This window comes from Roseobacter litoralis Och 149 (genome assembly GCF_000154785.2).
GTDB classification, from domain to species: domain Bacteria; phylum Pseudomonadota; class Alphaproteobacteria; order Rhodobacterales; family Rhodobacteraceae; genus Roseobacter; species Roseobacter litoralis.
In genome coordinates this window covers 2,857,217-2,881,097 of record NC_015730.1, presented here as the reverse complement: position 1 = coordinate 2,881,097, position 23,881 = coordinate 2,857,217, and the positions used below count along the sequence as shown (strand labels likewise).

At 56.4% G+C, this 23,881-nt stretch carries 21 protein-coding genes, 1 tRNA gene, 1 pseudogene and 1 riboswitch; of the genes and pseudogenes, 15 read left to right on the top strand and 8 right to left on the bottom strand.

The window, feature by feature from the left end; translation table 11 throughout:
• Positions 1 to 10 precede the first annotated feature (10 nt).
• A complete protein-coding gene (terL, locus tag RLO149_RS13725) occupies positions 11 to 1,345 on the top strand; it encodes a phage terminase large subunit (RefSeq protein ID WP_158308158.1) in 1,335 nt (444 codons plus the stop codon).
• A gap of 15 nt (positions 1,346 to 1,360) precedes the next feature.
• On the opposite strand, the gene RLO149_RS13720 is transcribed toward terL, so the two are convergent.
• Positions 1,361 to 1,576, bottom strand: a complete 216-nt coding sequence (locus RLO149_RS13720; RefSeq protein WP_013962695.1) for a hypothetical protein — start codon at positions 1,574 to 1,576, stop codon at positions 1,361 to 1,363.
• Positions 1,577 to 1,660: 84 nt separating this feature from the next.
• On the opposite strand from RLO149_RS13720, the gene dcm reads away from it, so the two are divergent.
• Entirely contained in the window at positions 1,661 to 2,986 is a 1,326-nt protein-coding gene (dcm, locus tag RLO149_RS13715; protein WP_281015701.1) for a DNA (cytosine-5-)-methyltransferase, read from the top strand.
• 31 nt (positions 2,987 to 3,017) lie between these two features.
• Complete coding sequence (locus RLO149_RS13710; RefSeq protein WP_245538061.1) at positions 3,018 to 3,458, top strand: very short patch repair endonuclease; 441 nt, start codon at positions 3,018 to 3,020, stop codon at positions 3,456 to 3,458.
• Here the strand turns inward: RLO149_RS13710 and RLO149_RS13705 are convergent.
• A pseudogene (locus RLO149_RS13705) lies at positions 3,431 to 4,777 on the bottom strand (MvaI/BcnI family restriction endonuclease). The gene RLO149_RS13710 and the pseudogene RLO149_RS13705 sit on opposite strands and share 28 nt — an antisense overlap.
• A 245-nt stretch (positions 4,778 to 5,022) precedes the next feature.
• Between RLO149_RS13705 and RLO149_RS22920 the strand changes: the two are divergent.
• Positions 5,023 to 5,958: an HNH endonuclease gene (locus tag RLO149_RS22920; RefSeq protein WP_013962690.1), complete on the top strand. Its 936-nt coding sequence runs from the start codon at positions 5,023 to 5,025 to the stop codon at positions 5,956 to 5,958.
• Between the two features lie 364 nt (positions 5,959 to 6,322).
• Here RLO149_RS22920 and RLO149_RS13690 read toward each other — a convergent pair whose 3' ends face one another.
• Together RLO149_RS13690 and RLO149_RS13685 are read right to left on the bottom strand one after the other, a co-directional pair.
• On the bottom strand, positions 6,323 to 7,759 hold the full coding sequence (locus tag RLO149_RS13690; RefSeq protein WP_013962689.1) for a LuxR C-terminal-related transcriptional regulator: 1,437 nt from the start codon (positions 7,757 to 7,759) through the stop codon (positions 6,323 to 6,325).
• The gene (locus RLO149_RS13685; RefSeq protein ID WP_013962688.1) at positions 7,756 to 8,562 is read right to left on the bottom strand and encodes a LuxR C-terminal-related transcriptional regulator; all 807 of its coding nucleotides are present in this window, start codon (positions 8,560 to 8,562) and stop codon (positions 7,756 to 7,758) included. The genes RLO149_RS13690 and RLO149_RS13685 overlap by 4 nt, the downstream gene beginning before the upstream one ends.
• Before the next feature lie 185 nt (positions 8,563 to 8,747).
• On the opposite strand from RLO149_RS13685, the gene RLO149_RS13680 reads away from it, so the two are divergent.
• The 5 genes from RLO149_RS13680 (at position 8,748) to RLO149_RS13660 (ending at position 13,722) form a co-directional block, all read left to right on the top strand.
• On the top strand, positions 8,748 to 9,161 hold the full coding sequence (locus RLO149_RS13680; protein WP_013962687.1) for an ester cyclase: 414 nt from the start codon (positions 8,748 to 8,750) through the stop codon (positions 9,159 to 9,161).
• Positions 9,161 to 9,715: a GNAT family N-acetyltransferase gene (locus tag RLO149_RS22915; protein WP_013962686.1), complete on the top strand. Its 555-nt coding sequence runs from the start codon at positions 9,161 to 9,163 to the stop codon at positions 9,713 to 9,715. The genes RLO149_RS13680 and RLO149_RS22915 overlap by 1 nt, the downstream gene beginning before the upstream one ends.
• Positions 9,715 to 10,890, top strand: a complete 1,176-nt coding sequence (locus RLO149_RS13670) for an MFS transporter (protein WP_013962685.1) — start codon at positions 9,715 to 9,717, stop codon at positions 10,888 to 10,890. Before RLO149_RS22915 ends, RLO149_RS13670 begins: the two co-directional genes overlap by 1 nt.
• Before the next feature lie 2 nt (positions 10,891 to 10,892).
• Positions 10,893 to 11,438, top strand: a complete 546-nt coding sequence (locus RLO149_RS13665) for an amino acid synthesis family protein (protein ID WP_013962684.1) — start codon at positions 10,893 to 10,895, stop codon at positions 11,436 to 11,438.
• A gap of 517 nt (positions 11,439 to 11,955) precedes the next feature.
• Entirely contained in the window at positions 11,956 to 13,722 is a 1,767-nt protein-coding gene (locus RLO149_RS13660; protein WP_013962683.1) for an adenylate/guanylate cyclase domain-containing protein, read from the top strand.
• Positions 13,723 to 14,119: 397 nt separating this feature from the next.
• Here the strand turns inward: RLO149_RS13660 and RLO149_RS13655 are convergent, their stop codons facing one another.
• Complete coding sequence (locus RLO149_RS13655) at positions 14,120 to 14,458, bottom strand: hypothetical protein (protein ID WP_013962681.1); 339 nt, start codon at positions 14,456 to 14,458, stop codon at positions 14,120 to 14,122.
• 676 nt (positions 14,459 to 15,134) lie between these two features.
• A riboswitch (glycine riboswitch) is annotated at positions 15,135 to 15,223 on the top strand.
• Between the two features lie 154 nt (positions 15,224 to 15,377).
• On the opposite strand from RLO149_RS13655, the gene RLO149_RS13650 reads away from it, so the two are divergent.
• Both RLO149_RS13650 and RLO149_RS13645 read left to right on the top strand, forming a co-directional pair.
• Positions 15,378 to 16,598, top strand: a complete 1,221-nt coding sequence (locus tag RLO149_RS13650) for a D-amino acid dehydrogenase (protein ID WP_013962680.1) — start codon at positions 15,378 to 15,380, stop codon at positions 16,596 to 16,598.
• A 359-nt stretch (positions 16,599 to 16,957) separates the two neighbouring features.
• The gene (locus RLO149_RS13645) at positions 16,958 to 17,977 is read left to right on the top strand and encodes a threonine aldolase family protein (RefSeq protein WP_013962679.1); all 1,020 of its coding nucleotides are present in this window, start codon (positions 16,958 to 16,960) and stop codon (positions 17,975 to 17,977) included.
• A gap of 274 nt (positions 17,978 to 18,251) precedes the next feature.
• Here RLO149_RS13645 and RLO149_RS13640 read toward each other — a convergent pair whose 3' ends face one another.
• Positions 18,252 to 18,710, bottom strand: a complete 459-nt coding sequence (locus tag RLO149_RS13640; protein ID WP_013962678.1) for a GNAT family N-acetyltransferase — start codon at positions 18,708 to 18,710, stop codon at positions 18,252 to 18,254.
• 317 nt (positions 18,711 to 19,027) lie between these two features.
• Positions 19,028 to 20,716 (bottom strand): adenylate/guanylate cyclase domain-containing protein, encoded by a 1,689-nt coding sequence (locus RLO149_RS13635; protein WP_013962677.1) that lies wholly within the window; start codon positions 20,714 to 20,716, stop codon positions 19,028 to 19,030.
• Positions 20,717 to 21,238: 522 nt separating this feature from the next.
• Between RLO149_RS13635 and RLO149_RS13630 the strand changes: the two genes are divergently transcribed.
• The 4 genes from RLO149_RS13630 to RLO149_RS24145 are packed head-to-tail and all read left to right on the top strand — an operon-like array spanning position 21,239 to position 23,590.
• On the top strand, positions 21,239 to 21,553 hold the full coding sequence (locus RLO149_RS13630) for a DUF3489 domain-containing protein (RefSeq protein ID WP_013962676.1): 315 nt from the start codon (positions 21,239 to 21,241) through the stop codon (positions 21,551 to 21,553).
• Entirely contained in the window at positions 21,543 to 21,953 is a 411-nt protein-coding gene (locus RLO149_RS13625) for a DUF2924 domain-containing protein (protein ID WP_013962675.1), read from the top strand. Before RLO149_RS13630 ends, RLO149_RS13625 begins: the two co-directional genes overlap by 11 nt.
• Positions 21,950 to 22,876: a recombinase family protein gene (locus tag RLO149_RS24150; RefSeq protein ID WP_245538060.1), complete on the top strand. Its 927-nt coding sequence runs from the start codon at positions 21,950 to 21,952 to the stop codon at positions 22,874 to 22,876. Before RLO149_RS13625 ends, RLO149_RS24150 begins: the two co-directional genes overlap by 4 nt.
• A 45-nt stretch (positions 22,877 to 22,921) precedes the next feature.
• Positions 22,922 to 23,590 (top strand): hypothetical protein, encoded by a 669-nt coding sequence (locus RLO149_RS24145; protein WP_245538059.1) that lies wholly within the window; start codon positions 22,922 to 22,924, stop codon positions 23,588 to 23,590.
• Between the two features lie 172 nt (positions 23,591 to 23,762).
• Here RLO149_RS24145 and RLO149_RS13615 read toward each other — a convergent pair.
• A tRNA-Gln gene (locus tag RLO149_RS13615) sits at positions 23,763 to 23,837 on the bottom strand.
• Between the last annotated feature and the right edge of the window lie 44 nt (positions 23,838 to 23,881).

Genomic DNA, 23,881 nt, shown 5'->3' with positions numbered 1-23,881 from the left:
CGATCACTTTGTGCCGAACTGGCACCACGATGCCATCGGGCACCAGCTGGCCAGGGTTGAGTGCGGCGATTCAACACGCCTGATCGTGACCATGCCGCCCCGCTACCTGAAGTCTATCACGATTTCGGTCGCCTGGGTTGCCTGGCGGCTCGGCCGTGATCCCGGACTGAAATTCGTCTGCGTCAGCTATTCGGGTGAACTGGCGCAGAAACATGCCGGAGACTGCCGTGCGATCATGCAGACAGACTGGTACTGCCGCGTTTTTCCGGACACCCGCCTGAAGCGCGGCGGCGGGGCCGAAATGGACTTCGCGACCACAAAAGGCGGCGGACGTCTTTCCACTTCAGTGGGCGGCACGCTGACCGGGCGTGGCGGTGACATCATCATCATCGATGACCCGATCAAACCCGATGAGGCCATGTCGGAGACTGCACGACGTAAGGTTATCCACTGGTATGCGAATACGCTGTCATCGCGCCTGAACGACAAATCGAAGGGTGCGATCCTGCTGGTGATGCAGCGCCTGCATGAGGAAGATCTGACCGGGCATCTGCTGGAGGCCGGCGGCTGGGATCATCTGAGCCTGCAGGCGATCGCGGAAACCAGTGAACGCGTGCCGCTGGGCGGCGGTCGTGTGCACGAACGGCGCGCCGGCGATGCGCTGCATCCGGAGCGTGAAGATGTGGAGCGCCTGAATGCGCTGAAAGCTGTGATGGGGTCCGCGACGTTCTCGGCCCAGTATCAGCAATCGCCGGTCCCGGCCGAAGGTCTGCATGTGAAGCGGGAGTGGTTCAGGCGGTACAAGGAAATGCCGGAACGCCAGCCGGGTGATCTGATCGTTCAGAGCTGGGATACAGCCAGCAAAGACGGTGTGTTCAATGATTTCTCGGTTTGTACCACAGCGCTCGTCCGGAAGAACGAAGTGTTCGTGCTTGATGTCTTTCGCCGTAAGCTGCAGTTCCCCGACCTGAAGCGCCGTGCAATTGGCCTGGCGCTTTCATGGCAGACGGATATGCTGCTGATTGAGGATGCGGCGAGCGGGGCGGAGCTGATCCAGGTTCTGCGCCATGAAGCTCCCCGCGGGGTGCCGACCCCGGTTGCGCGAAAACCCGATGGCGACAAGGAAACCCGGTTTTCGGCCCAGACGCACCGGATTGAGGCAGGCGATCTGCTGCTGCCCGAAGATGCGTCCTGGCTTGCCGGTTTCGAACGCGAACTGCTCGGCTTTCCCAACCTGCGCCACGACGATCAGGTGGATGCCCTGACACAACTTCTGGCATGGCGATCGCCACGCCGCGCCCGCGTCGGGATGATCGCGCCGCAGCTGATCTTTCTGGAAGAGTAAAGATGGCTTTCCCGGCTAATCTTGTAGATACCGTGCCGCGATCATCTCTGCTGCATCCAGTTTCCGGTCAACTTCTGCCAGATTGTCGCGGATCGCTGTCGCAGCCGCGCGCGCCTTATTCGCGTCGATCCAGGGCGACTGCCCTTTCAGCGCCGCCATCGCTGCGTCTTCAAGCTGGGCCGTCACTTCCGCAAACAGGCGCTGAACTGTATCTTTCGGGTCGTTTTCCATGGCTCCGACTGACGCTTCGTTTGAAAATGAAGTCCAGTCGGATCTCGGTTCCGGGGCTCATTAACGCGAAATTCATCCAAATGTTTGCTGAATGTTCTTGCTTCCCGGGAATCGCGTCGCCATAGTGACAAAAAAATTCCCCGCGAAATTAAGTCGCGGTACCGGAGGGCGCGCAGAATGACCGAATTCGAACTACTGTTACAGAAAACAGGGCATTCAGTCGCCGAAGCTGCAAAGATTCTCGGCTATTCTGAAGGGCATATCTACCGCTGGAAACGTGGTGAGGAAACCCCGCGCGAAGGTGTAATGAACCTTCTTCGTATGGAAGTCGATGCGCGTCAGCCGGAGACTTCCGATGCGGCGTTTTCCTTTATCGATCTGTTCGCGGGGATTGGCGGGCTGCGCAAAGCTATGGAGAGCGCAGGCGGGCGTTGCGTGTTCACCTCAGAATGGGATCGGTTCGCCCAGCAGACCTATGATGCCAATTTCCCGGACAACCGCCCGATTGCCGGGGACATAACTGAAATCGACGCCGAAGAGCTTCCCGAACATGACGTGCTGGTCGCGGGCTTTCCCTGTCAGCCGTTTTCAATTGCAGGGGTATCGAAAAAGAACGCCCTTGGCCGCGCTCATGGCTTTAATGATGAGACCCAGGGCACGCTGTTTTTTGATGTGCTGCGGATCCTCAAACATCACCGCCCAGCCGCCTTCATGCTTGAGAATGTGAAGAACCTGCGCAGTCATGACAAAGGCCGTACGTTCCAGGTCATCATGCGTAAGCTGCGGGATGAGCTTGGCTACTATGTGCCGGAGCCACGCGTCATTGATGCCGCGCATTTCGTGCCTCAGCACCGCGAACGGATCGTCATTGTGGGCTTCCGCGAAGACGTGCCGTTCAGTTTTGATGATGTTATATTGCCACCCCACCGGGAGCGCCGCATGCGGGACATCCTGCACCCGGAGAACGGGAATGAGAACCCAGAGAGCCATTTCACCCTCGGCAATGACGCTGCCGTCAGCGGCAAATACACCCTGTCTGACAAGCTCTGGAAATACCTGCAGGACTATGCGGCGAAGCACAAAGCCAAGGGAAACGGGTTTGGCTTCGGGCTGGTGGATGGCGACAGCATCGCCCGCACCTTGTCTGCCCGGTACTACAAGGATGGTTCGGAAATCCTCGTAAGCCGCGGCGAAGGCAACAATCCGCGCCGCCTGACCCCGCGCGAATGTGCCCGACTGATGGGCTATCCGGAAGATTTCCGGATCCCTGTCTCAGATACCCAGGCCTATAAACAGTTCGGCAACTCGGTGGCTGTTCCTGTCTTTGCTGAGGTTGCCCGGGTTATGGAGCCGCACGTCCGGTCAATTCTGCAAGGGCAGGGGGCCAGCCCGGTCCGAAAAGTTGGCTGACGTCCATACCCCGAAAACGCGCAGTCGTAACATGGCGGCGATCCGGGGAATCAATACAAAACCCGAACTGCTCATCCGCCATGGGCTTCACGCTCGCGGGTTTCGTTATCGGCTGCACGATAGCAAGCTTGCAGGTCGGCCGGATCTGGTGTTGCCCAGATACCGGGCCGTGGTATTTGTGAACGGGTGTTTCTGGCACGGGCATGACTGCCCGCTGTTCAAATGGCCGAAAACCCGCGAGGAGTTCTGGCGGGGCAAAATCGGCGGGAATGTCGAACGGGATCAGAGGAACCTTGCGGCACTGAAAGCAGCAGGCTGGCGTGTCGGTATCGTTTGGGAATGTGTGCTGAAAGGGAAGCAGCGTCTTCAGCCCACAAAAGTCCTGGGCCTCCTTAGCGAATGGATCGAGGGTGATACATCCGCCTGTTCGATCGAAGGCCGGGGTCAGGAAACTACTGATACTCTCGCGTAGAGTTCCCGAAGCGCCGCTTCCAGTCGGGATGTTCCGATCCGCCATTGTGGCCGGACCTTCGCGGTTCCATCCGCGTAGATCGTATGGGCAGGGTCATAGTAAACCAGACCTGACGCAATTGACCTGAGCAGACGCCAGACATCGGTGCCTTCACACATGAACCATGGCGCGTTGAAACAGTATTGATCACCACCTGCCTCGGGGTCTTTCTGGAAACTGGCAGGCACATATGCAGCCAACGCATGTTTGGTGTTCCAGGAATTGGCCAGTTTTTCGAGCGACTAGCCGCCGATAAATGTGCCGAGCTCAGGGTCAGTGATCCCGACGAAAATTTCGTCAGGTTTGTCGCTGAACTCACCACTTTTCAAATCCAACCCGGATACTTCAAGCTGGTATCTTGTCGAAGTACTGGGCTTTCCGGCACGATGCACGCCAGTAAAGCGGCGGGAGCCATCGTCTTTCTTACCATCCCAGCCATAGGTCATCATGAAGTCGCGAAATGTCAGATCTCCTTCGGCACCCATGTCTGCGGTGGGAGTCATCAGGCTGATCTTGTTGCCTCTGAAGGATTTGATTTCATGGCCATAGGCATCGGGTTCTTTGAGTGCGTTGGTCTCAACCCCAAGCAAGGCTTCCAGTGTATATCCGGCACCCTGATTGCCTTTAAACGGAACGAGCGTGCCACCCTTGTTCCGGACTGATGCATGCCAGCCAGCGGCGACAATTGCACGAAGTTCACCGGTCAATTGCTCCTGAGGCGTCGCGGTCGTGTCTCCGGTGACATTCAGAATGCCAAGAACACCTGAGATGCCGGACGGTGCCAGTTCCGGGAATTCCGAAACAAGCCGGTCATCACGTTCGGACAGAAGCAGCCCGAAGATCTCACCCGCTCTGTTGGCGCCAATCCCGAGAATGCGTTTTCCGAACGCCGCCTGCTTCGTTCTGCGAATCGCGGCAGGCGCCCATTCGCACCCTTTGATAAACCCCGACAGCCGCGCCTCCGGGTACTGAAAATACTCGATCAGCTTTGTGTCTGGCGCGTGGTATCGATTGCCGTTTTGATCGAGCCAGAAATAATTGAGATGTGCCTCAGTGATCGGGCGGCCAGCAGCCGACTTTCTCTTCTTCGTGCTGCTGCTCGGCTCGCGCAGGCGAGTTTCGCGCACGGGGAACGCGTTGATCAATCCTTCAAGTTGACTGGCGAGAACAATCTGGTTCTTGTCATTGTCCTGTTTTGAAGCAAGAATTTTTACGAATATCCGGTCGACGCCTACGTCATTGAATAGGTTTCTGAAGTGATTGATCGTTGAAATGCCCATATGCAGACACTAGCGCGCTGGTTGAGTGTTGCACAATGGGCCGGCACAGCCCTTAACTGACATTCGTCATAGGGATCTTTGCTTCGTCGCAACCCCCCAGAAGCGGACCTAACAGGATAACGGCGAACCGGCATTGGCGGCAACCGGCTTGGGTGTCAGAGGATTTGCGAGTATAATTTTCTGATATGAGTAGACGCTGACGATGCTTTGCTCGGAAATATTTCACTGAGGGAACAAGAGAACAAATGAGCGTATGGCAGGACGCGGCTATTCAGTTAGATGATCTGTACTCGCAGGACCCGACTGTCGCTAGGCGTCAAATCAAAAATCAACCGCAGCTCTTGGTGCTTGATGGGACGCGCCACAGATTTTTTCCCATACGGCGATTGGCCGACGGCATCGCGGGCAGGAAAATGAACGCTCAAAAGAGCCAAGCGCAAGAGGTGCAGCGCTATCGACACAGTTTGAAGTCCTCAGGATTTCGGGAAATCACCGAAGGAGAAGCTGAATACACAGAACTGCTTGGCGATCTCGTAAGTCTTCTCAGAGAGTCGTTCCAAGAGCGCCCGTCACCTTCAAAAAAGACATTCTGGGTGCGCGACTCGATTATCAGGGAGGCTATTCTGGATGCCTTTCTGCAGTATGATGAGCATGGAATGCCTGATGGGTTCGGCGAAGCTCGTACCTGGTTTGTATCGCATCCTATAACAGAACTCCCATATCCAGCAAAAGTGATCTGGGGTTTAGCAACAAACAAGAAAGGGTCGGAATTCATCTCTCATCGGGCTCGGGACGGGTTACGCAAAGCTGGATTTGAGTGCGCTGACTTAGGCAATTTGGTCGAACCCGAGCTCCTTAGAGAAGGTTCTATCCGCGAAACGACCAACGTCAGGCGCGAACGCAACCCTGTAGCAAGGGTCCTTTGCATCGAGCACTATCGAAAGAAAAATGATGGACGACTAATCTGTATCGTTTGCGGTTTTGATTTCGCGGCCTTCTACGGAACCCTTGGCGAGGGATTCATACATGTCCATCACTTAAACCCCATCTCGGAGGCAGAGGCCTCCCGGATTGTATCACCTGAGATTGATCTTGTTCCGGTTTGCCCAAACTGCCATTCGATGATTCATCGAGGAGGCCAAACCAGATCGATCGCAGAGATGCGCGAAATTTTGGGCTAAGGCTGATTTTTTCCAACAAGATCGGCCCATACCGGTCATTGACCCACCCTTGGCCATGCCGCGATCGCATCCCGCATTGCCGACATTCGCCGCAACCGCAAAATCAGATGGTGGACGAACTCACGGTCTGCGGACTTTCCCGACATTGATGTTTGGGCATGTTGCTGACGCAGCATTTGTTCGCAGTTGCAGCGGCGCGCCTTTTGCAGTGCAGCGGGTTTCACCAGAGCAGCCGTTCAAACTGGTCACCCACGCCGGATCTCAAACTGATCTTTCGCCGCACAGTGCAGGAACTCACATGTCGCGGACAAAGCACTCTTTCGCTGCGGCTGTGCCAAGGGCTGCTTTGGCAAAATATCAGTTCTCAAGAAAAACCTGCCCTGAACAAACGCACCCGCAGCTCATTCAGTTTGTCGGGGTCCCTGAGAGGAACACGATAAAGGTCTTTGACGCCTATTTCTGGCAAGACGTCCTGACAGGATTTGACGGCTATGGCCGCGTCTTCTTGGTGTTCGAGCGCCACATGGCTCGCGGCCAAGACAAAGTGGGCGAAATACCACCTTGGCATTCGGTGGATTGCGCGTTCTGCCCATTCGATTGCGGTGGCGTAACGCCCAGCCATGTAATGCGCCAGCGCAAGACCGGAAAAGCGGAAGAAAATGCTTGGATCGAGAGGATTGGAGCGGATGGCAATCTCCTGATTGGTAATGGCCTCTTCCGAGCGCCCAAGGATGCCCAGCAAGGTGCCCAGACTGCCATAGGCCAATGAGCAATTCGGATTCAGCGCAACGGCACGTTTCAGCGCTGCGAGCGACTCGTCATATTTGAGCAGGCCCCAACAACAAATCCCCAAAGCCCAATGAGCGTATTCATTGCGATCATCAAGTTCGGTTGCGCGCCGTGCAAGCGCATAGGCGGCGTCCATTGCAGGTTGGACGTCGGGGACAAATCCCATGATGGCAATGTGGTGGTTGATCAGCGAAAGAAGCATGTTCGCCTCGGCGCTCTCGGGGTCGATCGCCAAAGCACGTTCCAGCAAGGTCTTGGCGTGGGCGTAGCTTTCCGGCGTAAAATCATAGAGCAGATGCCAGGACCGCATTGTCAGCTCCCAAACGGTCAGATCGCGTCGTGATGCACGCTCGACTGGCTCTTGAATAGTACTGAGATGCACGGTCGTCTGGATTGAGGCCACAACGTTGCGGGTGATCTCATCTTGCAGGTCAAAGACGTCCTCAAGCTGCCCATCGTAGCGTTCGGACCAGACATGCCCGCCTGTTATGCCATCGATCAACTGCGCAGTAACACGCACCCGCTCGCCCGATCGCCGAACGCTGCCTTCCAAGACAAACCGAACCCCAAGCTCTTCAGCAACGCGGCGGACATCGACAGATGAACCTTTGTAAGTAAATGTGGTGTTGCGCGCGATTATGAAAAGCCAAGGGGAACGCGACAGGGCAGTGATGATGTCGTCACTGATTCCGTCTGAGAAGTATTCCTGCTCCTGGTCACCGGACATGTTTTCAAAAGCCAGCACGGCGATGGACGGTTTCTCAGGCCGGTTGGGATGTTCAATAGGCAAATCAGCGAGCGTGGTTGCTACAGGTGCCAACCTGTCGCGCAGCTCCAATTTGGAGGACACACCCAGTTTGCGATAGATCGTCGCCAGATGCGTGCGAACCGTCGATGGCGCGAGACACAAGTGATCCGCGATCTGCTGATAGCTTTCGCCTTGTGCATAGTCCGCCGCAATTTGGTTCTCGCGGGTGGTGAGTATGCTTGTCTCGTCGGGTTTCTCGGTCACGAATGCGCCGCCTGTATCGCTCTGATCATACGGGCGTTCTCCAATGCGATCACGCTTTGGGCCGCAAACATCTGCGCAAGCCGTGTGGTGTCGTCAGAAAACGGACGCACTGTTTGGCGGTAGATCGTGAAGGCGCCAACCAAACTGTCACCGGCGAGCATTGGAATGGCAACAAAAGATCGCGCCCCGCCAAGATCCGCGGTTGCATAACGCAAGGGATCATCCGTTTGATAAACTGCCTCGGATTTGACGTCGATGATATTGATGACCGCCCGCAACTCATCCATCCGGCCAAGTCCGGTGTGGGGGCTGGCTGCAAAAATCCCCTGATCGTCTAGCCACGTTTTAAACGGCTTCGGAATTCCAACAGCATGATTGGCATGAAACCTGCCGTTCCGCTGATACTCGAACAAGATGCCAAACTCCGCATCGCAGAGTTCTAGTGCGTAGGTCAGGATCGATGGCATCACCGCCCCAAGATCGCCTTGGGACGCACTAATGATCCGAAGCACTTCGCTTAATGCTTTTTCCCTGCTGATCGCTTCCTCCAAGCTCAACGCCAACTCCGAAACGACGGCGGCCATTTCCGACGGATTGCGGGGCCGCTGGACTTCACCGTTCAGACAGGTTGCGAGCTCCAGTTTCGAGGAGACTTCAAGCTTGCGGTAGATGGTCGACAAATGCGTCCGCACCGTCGACGGCGCGATGCATAGCGCATCCGCGATGGTCTGATAGGTTTCCCCACCCGCATAAGACCGCGCGATCTGCAATTCCCTTTGACTGAGACCTGATTGGCCAGACACTTAAAATACTCCGAAAGAAACATCCTATTACGAGTTTGGTGAGAACGCATTCAACAAGCAATCCTGCAAATGCTGTAGTTTGAATACTGCATGCCGGCCCCGGATTTTACAGCATCTGCACGATATCTGGCACGGTGGGTCCTGGCCTAAGCTGACGTCATCACATCAACATGAAGGAAGGCACAATGACACAATACGAAACCGCCAAAGCTTTTTTCGAAGCCTGCGAAACCGGCAAAGGATGGGAGGGCTGCACGACTTTCTGCCACGATGGGGCGACGTTTTCATGTCAGGCAGATGCGCTGGCAGAAACCACAACCCTCGCCGGTTATGCGGAGTGGATGAAGGGGCTTCTGACACCCGTACCGGATGGCCGTTACAAGCTGACAGCCTTTGCAGTCGATGAGGCACGCGGAACCGTTGTGGCGTGCGCCGAATTTCATGGAACGCAAACCGGCGAAGGCGGGCCAGTTGCGCCAACGGGCAAAACGGTGGTCTCGGATTACGCCTATGTCATTCAGTTTAACGGCGACAAGATTAGCCATATGACCAAGATCTGGAACGATGTGCACGCGCTGCGCGGTCTGGGGTGGGCGTGATGCTTGCCGTTGCTCAATCACCGTCATCGCACGACGCGCACCATATCTCTGTGGTATCGGACCTATCCGAGCCCGGCCTGCGGGTGGCACTTGATGATCTTCTGTTGGAATACTACGGCGTTATTGTCCAAAAACTGGGCGAGGCCGGAATGGTCCACAGCTACACGCCGGAAACACTGATGGCGTCGTTTTGGCCCAAGGTGCATGACCTTATGCCACCAAACGGGCGGTTGATCGTCGCGCAGGATGCCAAGGGGCGGCTTGTGGGGTGCGGAACTTTGCACCGCGTGCGTCCCAACGCCGCCGAGGTAAAACGCCTCTATGTTCGGCCCGAGGCCGTAGGCCATGGATTGGGCAGTGCGATTGTGCGCCAATGGATCGACAGTGCGCGCGCCATGGGGCTGGATACGCTTTTGGTCAACGTGATCAACAGCAACCGCGACCCGATGGGGATATTTGAACGCTTCGGCTTTGAAACGACCGAGCGCTATCCAGAATGTGCCGACCCAATCGAAGCAGACCCCTATTTCATCTACTTGAGATACCATCTGTGATGACTCGCTGGCACATCCTCTCTCTGCTTTTTCTGGCGCGCACGGCGTTGGGGTTTCAATTCCAGACGCTCGCTTCGGTCGGGGATGATTTGGTGGTGGTTTTCGGGTTGGATTACGCTGGGATCGGCCTGCTGATCGGGCTTTTCATGGCGCCCGGTGTGGTGTTGGCTTTGCCTGCGGGGCTTTGGGGGCGTTACGTGTCTGACCGCAACATGGTCGGCTTTGGGCTGATCGGCATGGCAGTCGGAGGGGGGCTATCGTCGCTCGCGGCTGGGGGTTGGGGGTTGGGTACGGGCCGCGTCGTGGCGGGTATCGGGTGCCTGTTTGCGATGATATATTTCACCAAGATGGTCGCGGACTGGTTCGAGGGCCGCGAGATCGCGACCGCCATGAGCATTCTCGTCATGTCGTGGCCCTTTGGCATCGCCATGGGGCAAATTGGCCACGCGTGGCTTTCGCAAGCCTATTGCTGGCAGGTCCCGTTTCAGGTGGCCTCAGCGTATTGCCTGATCGCGGGGGTTGGTATTTATCTATTCTACCGTCCGCCGCACGATTTACCACATGCGAATGGCGGCAAAAGGGTCGCTATGACCGCCCAAGAATGGCGTCTGGTCATCTGTGCTGCTGCTGCTTGGGGCGTGTTCAACGCCGCTTATGTTACCTATCTTGCCTTTGCGCCCAAGGTTCTTGAGGGCCACGGCCAATCCGCTATCGCGGCCGCTGGCATCATCAGCATCGGCAGCTGGATCATGATCTTTTCTGGTGCGGCCTGCGGGCAGATCGTGGATCGCTTTGGTGGCCGCAATATCGTCTTGGCGGTCTGCATGGGCGGGGCCATTGCGGCGCTCTTGCTGCTCAACCTGCCGGGCGCTGGTTTCGGTGCAAGCCTGCTATTTGGTTTGATCGGCATGGCCCCAGCTGGCGTGATCATGGCGATGGCGGGCCAAGCCATGCGGCCCCAAGTCAGGGCCTTCGGTATGGGAATTTTCTTTACGGTTTACTATGCGATCATGTTGTTCACGCCGCCTGTCGCGGGTGCGATCCTTGATGCGACAGGCAATGCGCAGGGCCCAATGTGGCTGGCCATGGTCCTGTTCGCTACGGTCGTTCCGCTCGGCATTGCGTTCCAGTTTTTCAAAGGTGCGCCCATGATGGGTCAGGAAAGGAAAGTGTGACGATGGACATTCGGAAAACGGTTTTCACCAAAGAAATCATCACCGCTGATGAAATGGGTCAAACGTGCGACCAGATCACGCGCGTTGCCGCAATGGCGGTTGTCAGAAATCCTTTCGCAGGAATGCATCAAGACGACCTGTCGCCCCTTTTCGACGTTGGTGCACAGCTTGGTGGGTCGCTGACACAAGAGCTTGTCAACATGTTGGGTGGGCCTCCAATTGCCTACGGCAAAGCGGCAATTGTCGGATCAGCAGGTTCGATGGAGCATGGTGCAGCCGTGTTGCACCCCGCACTTGGCAAACCGGTGCGAGCCGCCGTCGGTGGGGGTAAATCCCTCATGCCTTCGAACCACAAAGTCGGGGCTTTGGGCGCCTCCATTGATCTGCCACTTGGACATAAAGACGAGGCATGGTCCTTTGACCATATCGACACGGTAACGCTCTGGGTGCCCGACGCTCCGCGCGCAGACGAAATCGTGCTTTGCGTCGGATTGTCCAATGGAACACGAGCGCAGCCCAGAGTTGGAACGGGCCCAAGCCCCTCTTGATCGTATGATCTTCCTTGAAGCTGCCATTGGACCCAAACGCAGCATCGGTCAAAGAGGGCTCGTTCCGGCCGTCGGAGGCGGCGCAGCATCTGCTCAATCTTGGCTTCTGTTGGCGATACGAACGGCCCATTGCTGCCGTTGGCCATGTCATCTCGATGCTGCGGTTGCAGCCCGCATAGCAGACGTTCACTATCGGCGCGAAATCTACGGCTGTGGGAACTCACGGAATGCGGACAAAGCGCCAATTCGCTGCGCCTGCGCCAATGGCGGCTTTGTTCTCCTGTTGCCATGACGCGACTAATCCCAGTGATTGACCACCTGGAACAAGCTCGAAAGCCACAAGACCAATAACCGCTGGCTGCCGCTCTGCGACTTGTTGGGCGTTTCGGGCTGATAGAGTCCTTGCGCTGAAAAAAAATGAAGCATGTTCTAGGCTTCAAGCAACCCTTTCAGGCCGCCTGCCATTGTGCCCTCTTCCTCTTTGAACCATACATAAAATTCTTCTTGGAAACAGCCGATGACCGAACACCGAAAACTTGCTGCGATCCTGGTTGCCGACATCGTCGGCTTCAGTCGGCTGGTCGGCAACAACGAGGAGCGAACGCTGTCAGAGTTGCGTGAGATCAACCTGGGCATCGTCGATCCGACCATTTCTTTGCATCACGGGCGTCTTGTCAAAAGAACGGGTGACGGCGTCCTTGTTGAATTTCGCAGCGTGGTCCAAGCGGCCCGTTGCGCCATCGCGTTGCAAGATGCCATGCACGAGCGCAATCGCTCAGTCGATCATGCGCACCGGATCGAGTACCGCATAGGCGTCCACCTCGGCGACGTCATCGAGGAAGGCGACGGCGATTTGATGGGCGACGGCGTCAACATCGCGGCCAGACTGGAGGCCTTGGCGGTGCCAGGAGCAATCTGCATGTCAGAGGACGCTTATCGCCAAGTCAGGTCGCGCCTCGAAGTTGAGATAAGTGACCTAGGCGAACACGAACTCAAGAACATCGCCGAACCCATGAGGGTCTACGCAATTTACTCTGGCACGATGACGGCTCCGCATTTGGAACATGGCAGATCCGCGACTGCGTCAGTGCCATCGAGTAAGCCTTGCATTGCGGTTCTTCCTTTCGCCAACATGTCGGCCGATCCTGAACAAGATTATTTCGCCGACGGTATCGTTGAGGAACTGACGACTGGCCTGGCACGTATGCGTTGGTTGACTGTGATTTCGCGCAACTCTGCATTCGCTTTTAAGGACAAGGCCATGGATGTCCGCCGCATCGGCCGGGACCTCTCGGTTGGCTATATCGTCGAAGGCAGCGTACGCAAGGCAGCCAATAGCGTGAGAATTTCTGCCAAGATGATCGATACAGAGTCTGGAGCGCATCTTTGGGGCGAGGCATTCACGGGTCGCCTCGATGACATATTCGATCTCCAGGACGAGGTAACCGCAGGCATTGTCGCAGCAGTGGAGCCATCTCTGAAGCAGGCCGAGATAGATCGCGCGAAGCGCAAGAGACAGGAGAATCTCAGTGCGTATGATCTGTATCTCAGGGCACTCGATCAGGCGCACAAGTTCACGCAAGAGGCCCGAGACAGTGCGCTAAAGCTGCTCGACGAGGCGATAAAAATAGACCCGGACTACGCCGAAGCGCACGGTGTGGCCGCGTATTGTCACCAACAGAGATATCTCTGGGGTGGGTGCGACCCGCAGGATCGGTTGGCCTCTTTGCACCACGCCGAAGCAGTTGCAGAAGGGCGAACTGACGACGCAACGCCGCTTTCGTTTGCGGCAATGGCGCTGAGTGCCCTTGATAACCAGCACGAAGTGGCTGCAACAATGCTGGCCCGTGCCCTTGACCTGTCACCAAATTCAGCGCTTGCGCTCATCTGCCGCTCACTCGTCATGACTATTCTGGGAAAACCAGAAAAAGGTGCGGTAGATGCGGCGCAATCACTTCGGCTCAGCCCCTTCGACCCCCTGCGTCATATCCCGGAGTGCGTGCTTGCGATTGCCATGTTGGCAGTCGGTCACTCGAAAGAAGCCGTGGACCACGCGCGTCGTGCTGTCGATGCAAACCCTATGTTTACGCCCGGTCGTGCTACCTTGGCTCTTTGTCTCGTTGAGGACGAGCGTATTGATGAAGCCGCTGATGTCATGCGAACTGTCTTAGCCAAGGCACCAGACACACGTATCTCCAATCTTCACGAACGTTTGCTGATCGTGAATGGATTAGGGTTCGACCGTGTTTCGGCGGCGATGCGCCTTGCCGGACTCCCTGAATGATTTGTATGCTGAGATTGTGCAGGCGGAGCGATTTTGTGGAACGTCTCCAGAGTCAGCTTCGGCCGATCGAGCGATCGTTATAGATCGGCTCTGAACTGCACCAATGTCAGCTTCCTGACGCTTAGCCGCTATTGGTGCGAGGTGCGGCACCTGGGAGGTTTGGGCTCGCAGCCGACATCTGATAGTTTCAGTCGGTTGACGGGTGCCAGCCCGAAGCGGTCATGGCGCAAAACTGCGGGGCCGGCCAGAGCGGACCTTCGCGCAAGCCCAGTCGAGTGACCGATATGCGGGACGAAGCGGGCTTTCGCTGCGGCTGCGCCAATGGCCGGTACCACCGCTTGAACCGGACCTTCATTTTGAACGGTTAAGGTTGGGTTCGCGGATTCTGCTACTTTTTCTATTCATCTGCCGCCAAATAGGCTTTGCCTTTCCGAAGTGACAGTGCTTCGCACAAAATAACACGGTATCCCGCATTGGTATCTAGCCTAAGTTTGTGAACATTCTTAGTTTCGAGGTATGCCGATTTGGTGGCTCCCATAATTGCGGGCGCACCAACAAATGGTCCTTCACGGATTTCGTATCCATGAACGCCAGAAAACGTAAGAGTATGAATCTCAAATACATTTTCCTCCCAATTTATCGGGTAGTCGATTTCAAATAAGATGACGTCCTTTTCGGGCAACTCAATCACCTTGTTGATTGTGCTGTCGTGCCAAAAAATGTCGTGTATTTCCATTTTGAATACCCCCTAAGTCAGCTAATCAGCCCTCGTCACGGATAAAGGCCTACGAACTTAGCCACATCAGTTCACCAAGTTGACACCATTTACAGTCAACCTGCCTTCAGGACTGTGCAAAGTCCACTTGCTGAGAGAGCTGCCATTTGAGCAATCTGCAGCATTCGGAACTCTGGGCTCGAAGGAGCCATTAGATCGGTTGCAGCATGTTTAAATTATGGGCGAATCAGCGACGTCAGGGACGGCCCAAAGCCGCCGTCGGCCGAGGGCACTCGATGCCGCAGCGCGGCCCTTCGAAGGAGACATTCGCTGCGCCTGCAAAATCAGGTAACGGGCGAACTCACACAACGCGGGACAACGCTGACGTCCGCTTGGAATGCCCCGATTTCGTCTTTGGAGGAGCCATTTATGAAGCAGTTCTTTTCTACCGACCATTATAGAACGCTCCAAGCCCAGAGCATTCGAGGAACAGTCTGATCATTGGTTTGTCTGGTTGTCAGAATTTGATACACTTTCCTACTTCTGTGCGCTGAGGTTCTACGTCTGTGAGACTATGGTTATTGGCAGAAATGCCGCATAGTCAGCAATCAATTCAAATGATACGGACATCTCTTGTTTTGAGCAAAGTTTGTCTTGATCCACGGCAGATTCGGCCCTAAGGCAAGAGCGTCACAATACGCTTTGTGCAGGAGAGACCGGACGAGAGTCTGGCGCCGAAGGAGCAACCCCCCGGAAACTCTCAGGCAAATGAACTGTACGAAAGCAGACAATCTGGAGAGCGGCCCGGTTCATTCCGGACCCACCGACGGAGAAAGTGCAAAGCTTAGGCTGCGTACGTAAACTCTCAGGTAATCGAACAGAGGGGATTAGCGGTGCGGATTTCTGCACCTGATCTTGATCTGTCTGGGGGTTAATCCTGATGAAAAAAATTGCCGTTATCGGCGCCGGTGTTACCGGTGTAACCACCGCTTATGCGCTTTTAAACCGTGGCTATGATGTGAGCGTGTTTGACCAGAACCGCTATGCAGCGATGGATACATCTTTTGCAAATGGCGGGCAGTTGTCGGCTTCAAACGCCGAAGTATGGAACCAGTGGTCGACTGTGTTCAAGGGAATGAAGTGGATGCTCGTGCGCGGTGCCCCTTTGTTGGTCAATCCCAAACCCAGCTGGCACAAATACTCTTGGATGGCCGAATTTATGGCTAACATACCGCATTACCATCGAAATACCGTCGACACGGTCCGCATGGCGATAACAGCGCGCGAACTTTTGAAATCTACTGCTGCAAACGAAGGGTTTACCTTCGATGTTGAAGAACGCGGCATTTTGCACATCTACAACACCAAAAAGGAATATGACCACGCCACAGAGGTGAATGCGCTTTTAACTGAGGGCGGTCTGAACCGAGAAGCTATGTCCCCCTCCGAGATGAAAACCCTGGAACCGGCGCTTGAGGGGGATTTTTACGGCGGCTACTTTACGCAATCAGATATGACAGGCGACATCCATCGCTACAGCACTGGCCTGTCAGAGGCCTGCAAAAAGAAAGGTGCCGCATTTCACTTCAACTCGGATGTGACACACATCACCCATACCGCGCAGGGTCCAGTTGTGCACTGGAAGGACGCGAAAGACGCCAAGAACGACAACCAGTTTGATGGGATGGTCATTTGTGCTGGCGTCGGGAGCCGTAAATTTGGCAAAATGCTGGGCGACCGGGTAAACGTTTATCCAGTCAAAGGTTATTCAATCACCGTTAATTTGAATGATGAAACGAGCAGGCAGGCAGCCCCTTGGATCAGCCTGTTGGATGACGAAGCTAAGATCGTGACAAGTCGGTTGGGCCCTGATCGTTTCAGGGTCGCAGGAACGGCCGAATTCAATGGCTACAACTGGGATATCCGCGACGATCGGGTGCGGCCGCTTGTTAAGTGGGTTGAGCAGAAGTTCCCGAATGTCGAAACTGAGCATGCGGTGCCGTGGGCGGGTCTACGCCCGATGATGCCGAACATGGTGCCAATGGTGAAGGGCGGCAAACGTCTCGGTGTCTATTATAACACTGGCCACGGGCATTTAGGGTGGACATTGTCAGCGGCCACGGCGGAGATAATTGCCGAAAAAATCAAGGAAGAAATCTAAAGCAGGTGTTTGTTCTATGACGGCAGCAGTGCTTCGTACTGCAGAATCTTGGCAAAATGGGCTCTTCGCTGCCATTAGATCGGCTGCAGCATGTTGAGCCCACGGATTGCCTTTCGCCAGCAGGGACGGCCCAGATCTGCCGTTCGCTTCATGGCCGAGCGCTGCGGTGCAGCTTCACAAAACCTGCCATTCGTCCATCGTGCAGCATTTTTGGAGGGTGAACGTCGGCAGAGCGTTGTGCAAAGCTGCAGTTTTCTACTGTCTAAATTGTTTGGATACGTCTTCTTTGGTATTAGAGCTTGTGCCCGTCCCAAGCGTCAAGGGATAGAAGGTCAAATTGCTTGGCTACGGAGATTTCCATGCATGACTTCTACTCAGATACACAGACCCGACCCAGCCGCGCCATGCGCGAAGCGATGCTGGAGGCTCCTGTTGGCGACGAACGGCATTTGGACGACCCGTCCACAAATGAACTTTGTGCCCGCGTTTCAAAGATGCTGGGCATGGAGGCGGCCATGTTTCTGCCCTCGGGCACCATGTGCAACCAGATCGCGATAGCTGTCCACTGCGATCCCGGTGATGAAGTGATTTGCACGCGGGACTCGCACATTCTGTTTGCCGAAAGTGGCGCATCCGCCGCGCTGTCTGGTGTGATGCACCAACCGATTGATGCGGTTCGCGGTATGATGACGCCGGATCAGGTAGCCGCCGCGATCCGTCCCCGGTCGTCGCACGCGCCGCGTAGCCGATTGCTTTGTACCGAGCAGACCGTGAATCTCGCGGGCGGAGCAATCTGGCCTGCCGAACAGTTGAAAACCGTTGCCAAGGTTGCGCGTGAGCATGGGCTTGCAACCCATCTGGATGGTGCGCGCCTCTTGAATGCCGTGGTCGCTACGGGAATCCCCGCGTCTGTCTACGCCCAAGGATATGACAGTGCGTGGATCGCGTTTTCCAAAGGGCTGGGGTGTCCGGTGGGATCGGTTCTTGCAGGATCGCAAGACTTCATCGATCGCGCCTGGCTCTTTAAACGTCGATGGGGCGGAGCGATGCGTCAAACCGGGGTGCTGACGTCCATGTGCCTCTATGCGCTTGATCACAACGTGGACCGACTGGTCGAAGACCATGACTTGACCAAAGTCATCGCCCGCAGGGTTGCAGATGTTCCTATCGTGGAACACGTTCATCCGGTTGAAACGAATATCGTGCTTGTCGATCTAAGGAAGTCCGGGCTGGCTGCCAGGGAGTGTATGTCCAAGCTTAAACAAGAGGGTGTGACGGTCACCGCAGTCGGAAAGCACAGGCTTCGTATTGTGACCCATATGGATGTGAACACAGCAGATGCCGATGCCCTGATTCAAGAAATGTTGAAGCTGTGCTGAATCATAATCGATCTGTACTAACGATCATTGCTGAGCTCCAGTCGACGTGCAGCATAGGGTATTATGGGCTCACAGCCGCCTTGCGGCGGTGCAGCGCTAAATTTGGGCCATTAGCGCCCTTGATGGGTAGCTCCAATGACCGTTATCGGCCCATTGCGGCCACTCGATCAGGTGCTCGTATGCTGCGGTGCGGCCCGTCATTCCGGACTTTCGCTGCATGCGTAAAATCCTGGGCTAAAGGAACTCACAGTCTGCGGGACTTAGCGGCCGTTGCCTACAGCGACTTTTCAAAGAACACGCGGTTGAAACCGTCTTCCGTTTTACGATCAGTCTCTTGATAGCCAAGGTGAGGATAGATCGACAGGTTTTCTGACATTTTTTCGTTTGTGTAGAGTTTGATCCGCTTTGCACCGGCTTGCTTTGCTTTTTCCTCGCAAAAGGTAATCAAGCGCTTTCCGACGCCCTTGCCCGCCGCACTCGAACGCACGGCAACGTTTTCCAACATGAAGTGATCATCTTTTTGATAGAATACTATAAATCCGATCAACTCCGCATCCGTTTCCGCTGCGACGTAGACTGAACCGGATGCGATAAGCGAACCGAAGTCTGCCACCATGGGTGCCGGTTTCTTGCCGATAGCGGCAACGTACTGTTCATAGGCATCCTCAGCGCACAATCGAACGCTGTTCTCATCTCTTGGCGTTGCTTTTCTGATTTCGAAATTATGCGTCAATGGCCAGCTCCTGCATCATCAAGCCGAGATTACTATTGCGGCGCAGCAACCTGCAAGATGGGCTCAGAGCCGCCTTGCGGCAGCGCAGCGCCCGGATTTCGAACTGAAAGCACTATTCACGCCCTTATTGTGGGCGGCCAGACGACCGTTGCCAGCCCGAAGCGGACCCACGGCGCTAGACGCAATTTTGCGATAGCCGACCTTCGCTGCGCGAGTCGCGAATTCACAAGTCGCGGGACAAAACGGGCTTTCGCTGCGGTTGCACCAACGGCTGCTTGTTGACGATTTGGACCTACGTGCAATGGTCAAAAAGCCGACTAGGTAAACAGGCCGATTTCGGGCAATTGCTCCAGTTCCACCTGCCAGACTGGCCAAAGTCGGCTTCTGTCGAAAATGTCGGCGATGGCGGACAATGACAGTGCTGGAAACAGAATGTGCGCTGCTGCCATATGTTGTTGGGCAACCTGCCTGTTGCCCCGCCGCAGTTCGGCTAAAGCGAGAAACAGGCTTGGCCACCAATTCGACCCAGCAGCACCCGCTGACCTTTCCAAAATGGAAATGCCAGGTTGCAGGTCTGGTGCATCATGCAGCAGCTGAGCAATGCCCAGAAAGAAAAGGTGTCCAGATCGAAACTTCGAAGATTGCGCTAGCTCCAATGTCCGTTCTGCATTCGAGACCGCGTGCAAAGCTTCAGGATCGTGCGTTCGAGCCCAGTCTGGCGCCGCAAATGTGTACGCAATGGATCTTCCATGCGGTGCGCCCCAAGCATTCGGGTTCAAGCGTTCAACTTGCGCCGCGGCTTCAAGCGCGGCTTCCGTTTTGCCCATCATGCCGTTCACACTGGCCAGCATGACATAGCCACCCGGCATTTTGGGGTCTATCCGGACGACGTCTATGGCAGGTTGTATTGCCGCCGCGAGCGTTGCCTGTACGGGCCACGCACCGCTCATCGCTTTGCGGTAACCCACGAAAGATTTCTGTATCTGAGCTGACGTGTTCCTTGGTTCGAGCGCAACCGCCCGCGTGAGCATAGCGTCCGCTTCATCAAATCCGTCAGATTGGCCTGAGGACATCAGATCATTGGCGCGCGCACTGAGTTCGCCCGCGTTCAACTGTTCTGGTGGACGCATCTGGGCTTGCACTTTTTCATGTGCGTCTATCTCTGCGCAGATCCGCAAAGCAAGCGCCAAACCGAGCTCGTCTGTGAGCTCGAACTCATCGATGACGATCCGATCAAACCGTTCACTCCAAAGCCGCCGCCTGTCATGTCGTGCGGAAAGGTGGACTGTAAGGCGTATCCGATCTCCGGACCGGCGCAGTGTCGCGTTCAAGATATACTTCGAAGGTGCGCCCTCGTTGTCCGGCCGAAGGACATGCAGCCAACGATACTTCTCGAGCTCTATTGCGGTTGCCTCCACGATCTCCGGGGAAAGGGTGTCGGGTGATGCCTCTTCGACGAAATTCTCCAATAGGATAGAAATCGGTTCAGATGTCATCGCTGTCGGAGGAATGCCGCCAAACGCCCAGACCTTTACCGGCTCTGCAATGTTCTTGAGGACCCGGGCCCCCGCATTCTCAAACGACACTCGCAAGTCTATGGACAGGTTTACAAAGACAGCATCGGAAATGGCGATGCCGCCCGGTTTTGCGAGCGCCTCTAGTCGCGACGCGATATTTACGCCGGTCCCAAAGACATCTTCATCCACAAAGCTGGCCGGTCCCTCGTGAATTCCTATGCGGAGTTCTGGGGCACCATCATCGGCCAATAAGTCTTGTATCTTGATTGCCGATGCGCACGCGTCCGAGCATCCGTCAAACGCGGCCAGCCACCCATCCCCAAGACGCTTTATGATCGTGCCGCCGCCCGCTGCAATGCATGGCTCGACAATAGTGTCGCGAACGTTTCTCAGGGCCTCCAACGTGGCACCGTGATCCACCTCCATCATCCGCGAATATCCAACGATGTCCGCTGCCAGAATGACAGTTTTTTGCTCTGAAGAACTCACCTGAAACCTTCCAAAATTGCCGTCACACGTCCGATGCGAGTGCAATCCGTGCATAGCATGTTTCCTAAAACAACTGACCATGGATGCGGGCGTTCGTACAGAGTGCAGCATCCGGGAAAAAGGGCTCACACCCAGCTTTCGCCGCACGCTACACGAAGGTCCGCTGTCGCGAAACTGCCCAAACTTTGCAAAGCACGCTTCCTGCGCATCGACGCCCTTGGTGGAGGCCGCAGCAATAGCGATTGCACATTTGGCGCTGTGAATGTCTGCAAATGCCTATGTGAGCAAGTAGCTTCGCAGGTGCAGCGAATGACCGGAGTCCGCCCTTCATGTCGGCAGCTTCAGACTAAGCTGAGCGAATCTTCCTCACGAAAACCAATTCAATTAGACTGGACTTCGTCTTGCGAAAGAGCGGTAGTAAACCTAATTCCGCGGGTCGACCCGCAGGTCTCCGCCCGGATGTCCGGGCTCTGGTCGGTAGCAGGGGCAGGGTGCTCCTGACTGATCGGAAAGGAGACCGACATGACCGATAAATCCACCACATCGTCCGAACCGGGCCGGGGCGCGAACCGCGTTCCGACCTCCGGGCGTACAAGCAAGAAGGATCAGCTGATCCGGATGTTGTCTGCCAGGGCAGGCGCCGAGATTGGTGCTGTCAGCAAAAAGCTCGGCTGGCAGACGCACACGACGCGGGCGGCGCTGTCAGGCTTGCGCAAAGCCGGCTTTGAGCTGGTGGGCGAGACGCCAGGCGATGGCAAGCCCAGGCGCTACCGGATTGTGGCCCGACCCGCTGATACCGGGAAAACAGATATGCCCGGGGTAACTGATGCCCGGTAAGCCGGATCCGGACCGGCCGCGGGCGATGGGCGCGTGGGAGGAGGCTTTCGGGTCTCCTCCTCCGCCCTACCTGTCGGTGGCGTTCATGTGCAAGGCGGTGGCTTACGAAGCGCAGTGCAAGGCCTCGGGTGGACTTCCGTCATCCGTGCGCCGCAGCCTGCGGCAGATCGCGGAGGGCAAACCGGTGGCCGATGCCGGCGACGGGGGTCTTCGATCCGGTTCCCATCTCGTGCGGGAGTGGAACGGCCGGACCTACCAGGTCGAAGTTGTCGAAGGCGGTTATCGCATAGACGGGAAAGACTGGGCGTCGCTCTCGGCCATCGCAAAGCACATCACTGGTACCACATGGTCCGGCCCAAGGTTCTTCGGCCTGACCCGCAGGGCAGCGAGCGGCAGATGAAGAAGATCCGCTGCGCCATCTACACCCGCAAGAGCTCGGAAGACGGGCTGGAGCAGGAGTTCAACTCCCTCCATGCCCAGCGGGAAGCCTGTGCCGCCTACATCGCCAGCCAGAAGCATGAGGGCTGGGTGCTGGTGCCGGATCAGTACGATGATGGCGGGCTCTCCGGTGGATCGCTGGACCGCCCGGCCCTGCAGCATCTACTGGCGGATATCCGGGACGGCAAGATCGACCAGATCATTGTCTACAAGATCGACCGACTGACCCGGTCGCTGGCCGACTTCGCAAAGATCGTCGATATCCTGGATGCAGGTGGCGCCTCCTTTGTCTCGGTGACGCAGTCCTTCAACACGGCCACCAGCATGGGCCGGCTGACATTGAACATGCTGCTGTCATTCGCGCAATTCGAGCGCGAGGTGACGGCGGAGCGGATCCGGGACAAGATCGCCGCCTCGAAACGCCGTGGGCTCTGGATGGGCGGGCAGGTGCCAATGGGGTATGATCCGGATGGAAGGACGCTCACCATCAATGAACGCGAAGCCAGAACGATCCGGACGCTCTACGCGCTCTACGAGCAGCATGGTACGATCCGGGAGGTGAAAGCGCAGGCCGATGCGCTGGATTTGCGCACCCGGCGCAGGACACTTTCTTCTGGCGAGACGCGCGGTGGCGGTGCCTTCGACCGCGGCCATATCCATCACATCCTGACGAACCCGATCTATGCTGGGCGCATCCGGCATCGTGACAAGGTGCATGATGGTAAGCACGACCCGATCATTGCGCCTGACCGTTGGGATGAGCTTCAACTGCGCCTGCAGGGTAAGGCCTCGCGCCTTCGCCGTCGCAAGACACCACGCCGCGTGTCGCTTCTCTGCAGGAAGCTCTTCGATGAAACCGGAGACCGGCTGACGCCATCGCATTAACGCACTAAACGGGGAACCCGGTTGCGCTACTACGTCTCGCACCGGTTGATCGCGCGCAGCGGCGAGGAAAACCTCGATGGCTGGCGCTTGCCGGCGGATCAGCTTGAGGCACAGATCAGCACTCTTGCCCATCGCCATCTCACCGAACCAACCTTCGCAGGTCGTGTCTCGATGCGCTCCGAAGCCGGCGAGATCGCCCGCGTTCGAAGCAAGCTGACAAATCTGACCAGCGGGCAGAATGTCAAAGACATCCTTGCGCTCGTCGAACGCATCAGGATCACGCCGGGCAATATCATCCTCAGGCTTGATCCCGAGAGCGTCGCGGAAGCGCTGGACATCGACGTCGATGCGTTGGACGCAAACGCCCTGCAGATCGAAGCGCCGTTCCAGCTGCGAAAGCGCGGAGTTGAAACGAAAATCATCCTCGCCGAAACTCCCCGCGACAGAGACGAGGCGCTGATCCGCAACATCGCGCTCGCGCATCACTGGCTGGAGCGGATCAAGGCGGGCGAGACCTTCGGCGATATCGCCAGAACTGATGGCATCTCCAAACGCCGCGTCCAGCACATGATCGATCTTGCCTTCCTCGCACCTGCCATTATCCGCGATGTTCTGGCCGGCGAACAGCCCCTCGGCTTCACCTCGGACTGGTGCAAGGCGCGCACCTTGCCATCAGACTGGAAGGACCAGCGCGCGCTTCTCGCGACTCTCTGATCCCCCGAACCCACACCTGCTACCGCGAAAATGCGGAGCGCAGACTTTTGCCCATTTGCGCCATTGTTCCGGCCCGGTTCGCGGTCTGCGCTGGTTTGAAAAGCCGCTAACCTTCGGATAACGCGCGACTATTCAGAGTACACCTTGCACGGTCTGGATATGGGGGAGTGGTTGGCTGGGATGGTAGGATTCGAACCTACGGTACACTGTACCAAAAACAGTTGCCTTACCACTTGGCTACATCCCAACGTCAGCGGTAATTAAAACGATGCTGGGCGACACGCAAGTCCC

What these genes read in the sequence shown, in the direction of transcription:
- RLO149_RS13720 (WP_013962695.1), bottom strand. Translation starts at nt 1,576, where the DNA reads ATGGAAAACGACCCGAAAGATACAGTTCAGCGCCTGTTTGCGGAAGTG.
- RLO149_RS13710 (WP_245538061.1), top strand. Translation starts at nt 3,018, where the DNA reads ATGGCGGCGATCCGGGGAATCAATACAAAACCCGAACTGCTCATCCGC.
- RLO149_RS22920 (WP_013962690.1), top strand. Translation starts at nt 5,023, where the DNA reads ATGAGCGTATGGCAGGACGCGGCTATTCAGTTAGATGATCTGTACTCG.
- RLO149_RS13680 (WP_013962687.1), top strand. Translation starts at nt 8,748, where the DNA reads ATGACACAATACGAAACCGCCAAAGCTTTTTTCGAAGCCTGCGAAACC.
- RLO149_RS22915 (WP_013962686.1), top strand. Translation starts at nt 9,161, where the DNA reads ATGCTTGCCGTTGCTCAATCACCGTCATCGCACGACGCGCACCATATC.
- RLO149_RS13670 (WP_013962685.1), top strand. Translation starts at nt 9,715, where the DNA reads ATGACTCGCTGGCACATCCTCTCTCTGCTTTTTCTGGCGCGCACGGCG.
- RLO149_RS13665 (WP_013962684.1), top strand. Translation starts at nt 10,893, where the DNA reads ATGGACATTCGGAAAACGGTTTTCACCAAAGAAATCATCACCGCTGAT.
- RLO149_RS13660 (WP_013962683.1), top strand. Translation starts at nt 11,956, where the DNA reads ATGACCGAACACCGAAAACTTGCTGCGATCCTGGTTGCCGACATCGTC.
- RLO149_RS13655 (WP_013962681.1), bottom strand. Translation starts at nt 14,458, where the DNA reads ATGGAAATACACGACATTTTTTGGCACGACAGCACAATCAACAAGGTG.
- RLO149_RS13650 (WP_013962680.1), top strand. Translation starts at nt 15,378, where the DNA reads ATGAAAAAAATTGCCGTTATCGGCGCCGGTGTTACCGGTGTAACCACC.
- RLO149_RS13645 (WP_013962679.1), top strand. Translation starts at nt 16,958, where the DNA reads ATGCATGACTTCTACTCAGATACACAGACCCGACCCAGCCGCGCCATG.
- RLO149_RS13630 (WP_013962676.1), top strand. Translation starts at nt 21,239, where the DNA reads ATGACCGATAAATCCACCACATCGTCCGAACCGGGCCGGGGCGCGAAC.
- RLO149_RS13625 (WP_013962675.1), top strand. Translation starts at nt 21,543, where the DNA reads ATGCCCGGTAAGCCGGATCCGGACCGGCCGCGGGCGATGGGCGCGTGG.
- RLO149_RS24150 (WP_245538060.1), top strand. Translation starts at nt 21,950, where the DNA reads ATGAAGAAGATCCGCTGCGCCATCTACACCCGCAAGAGCTCGGAAGAC.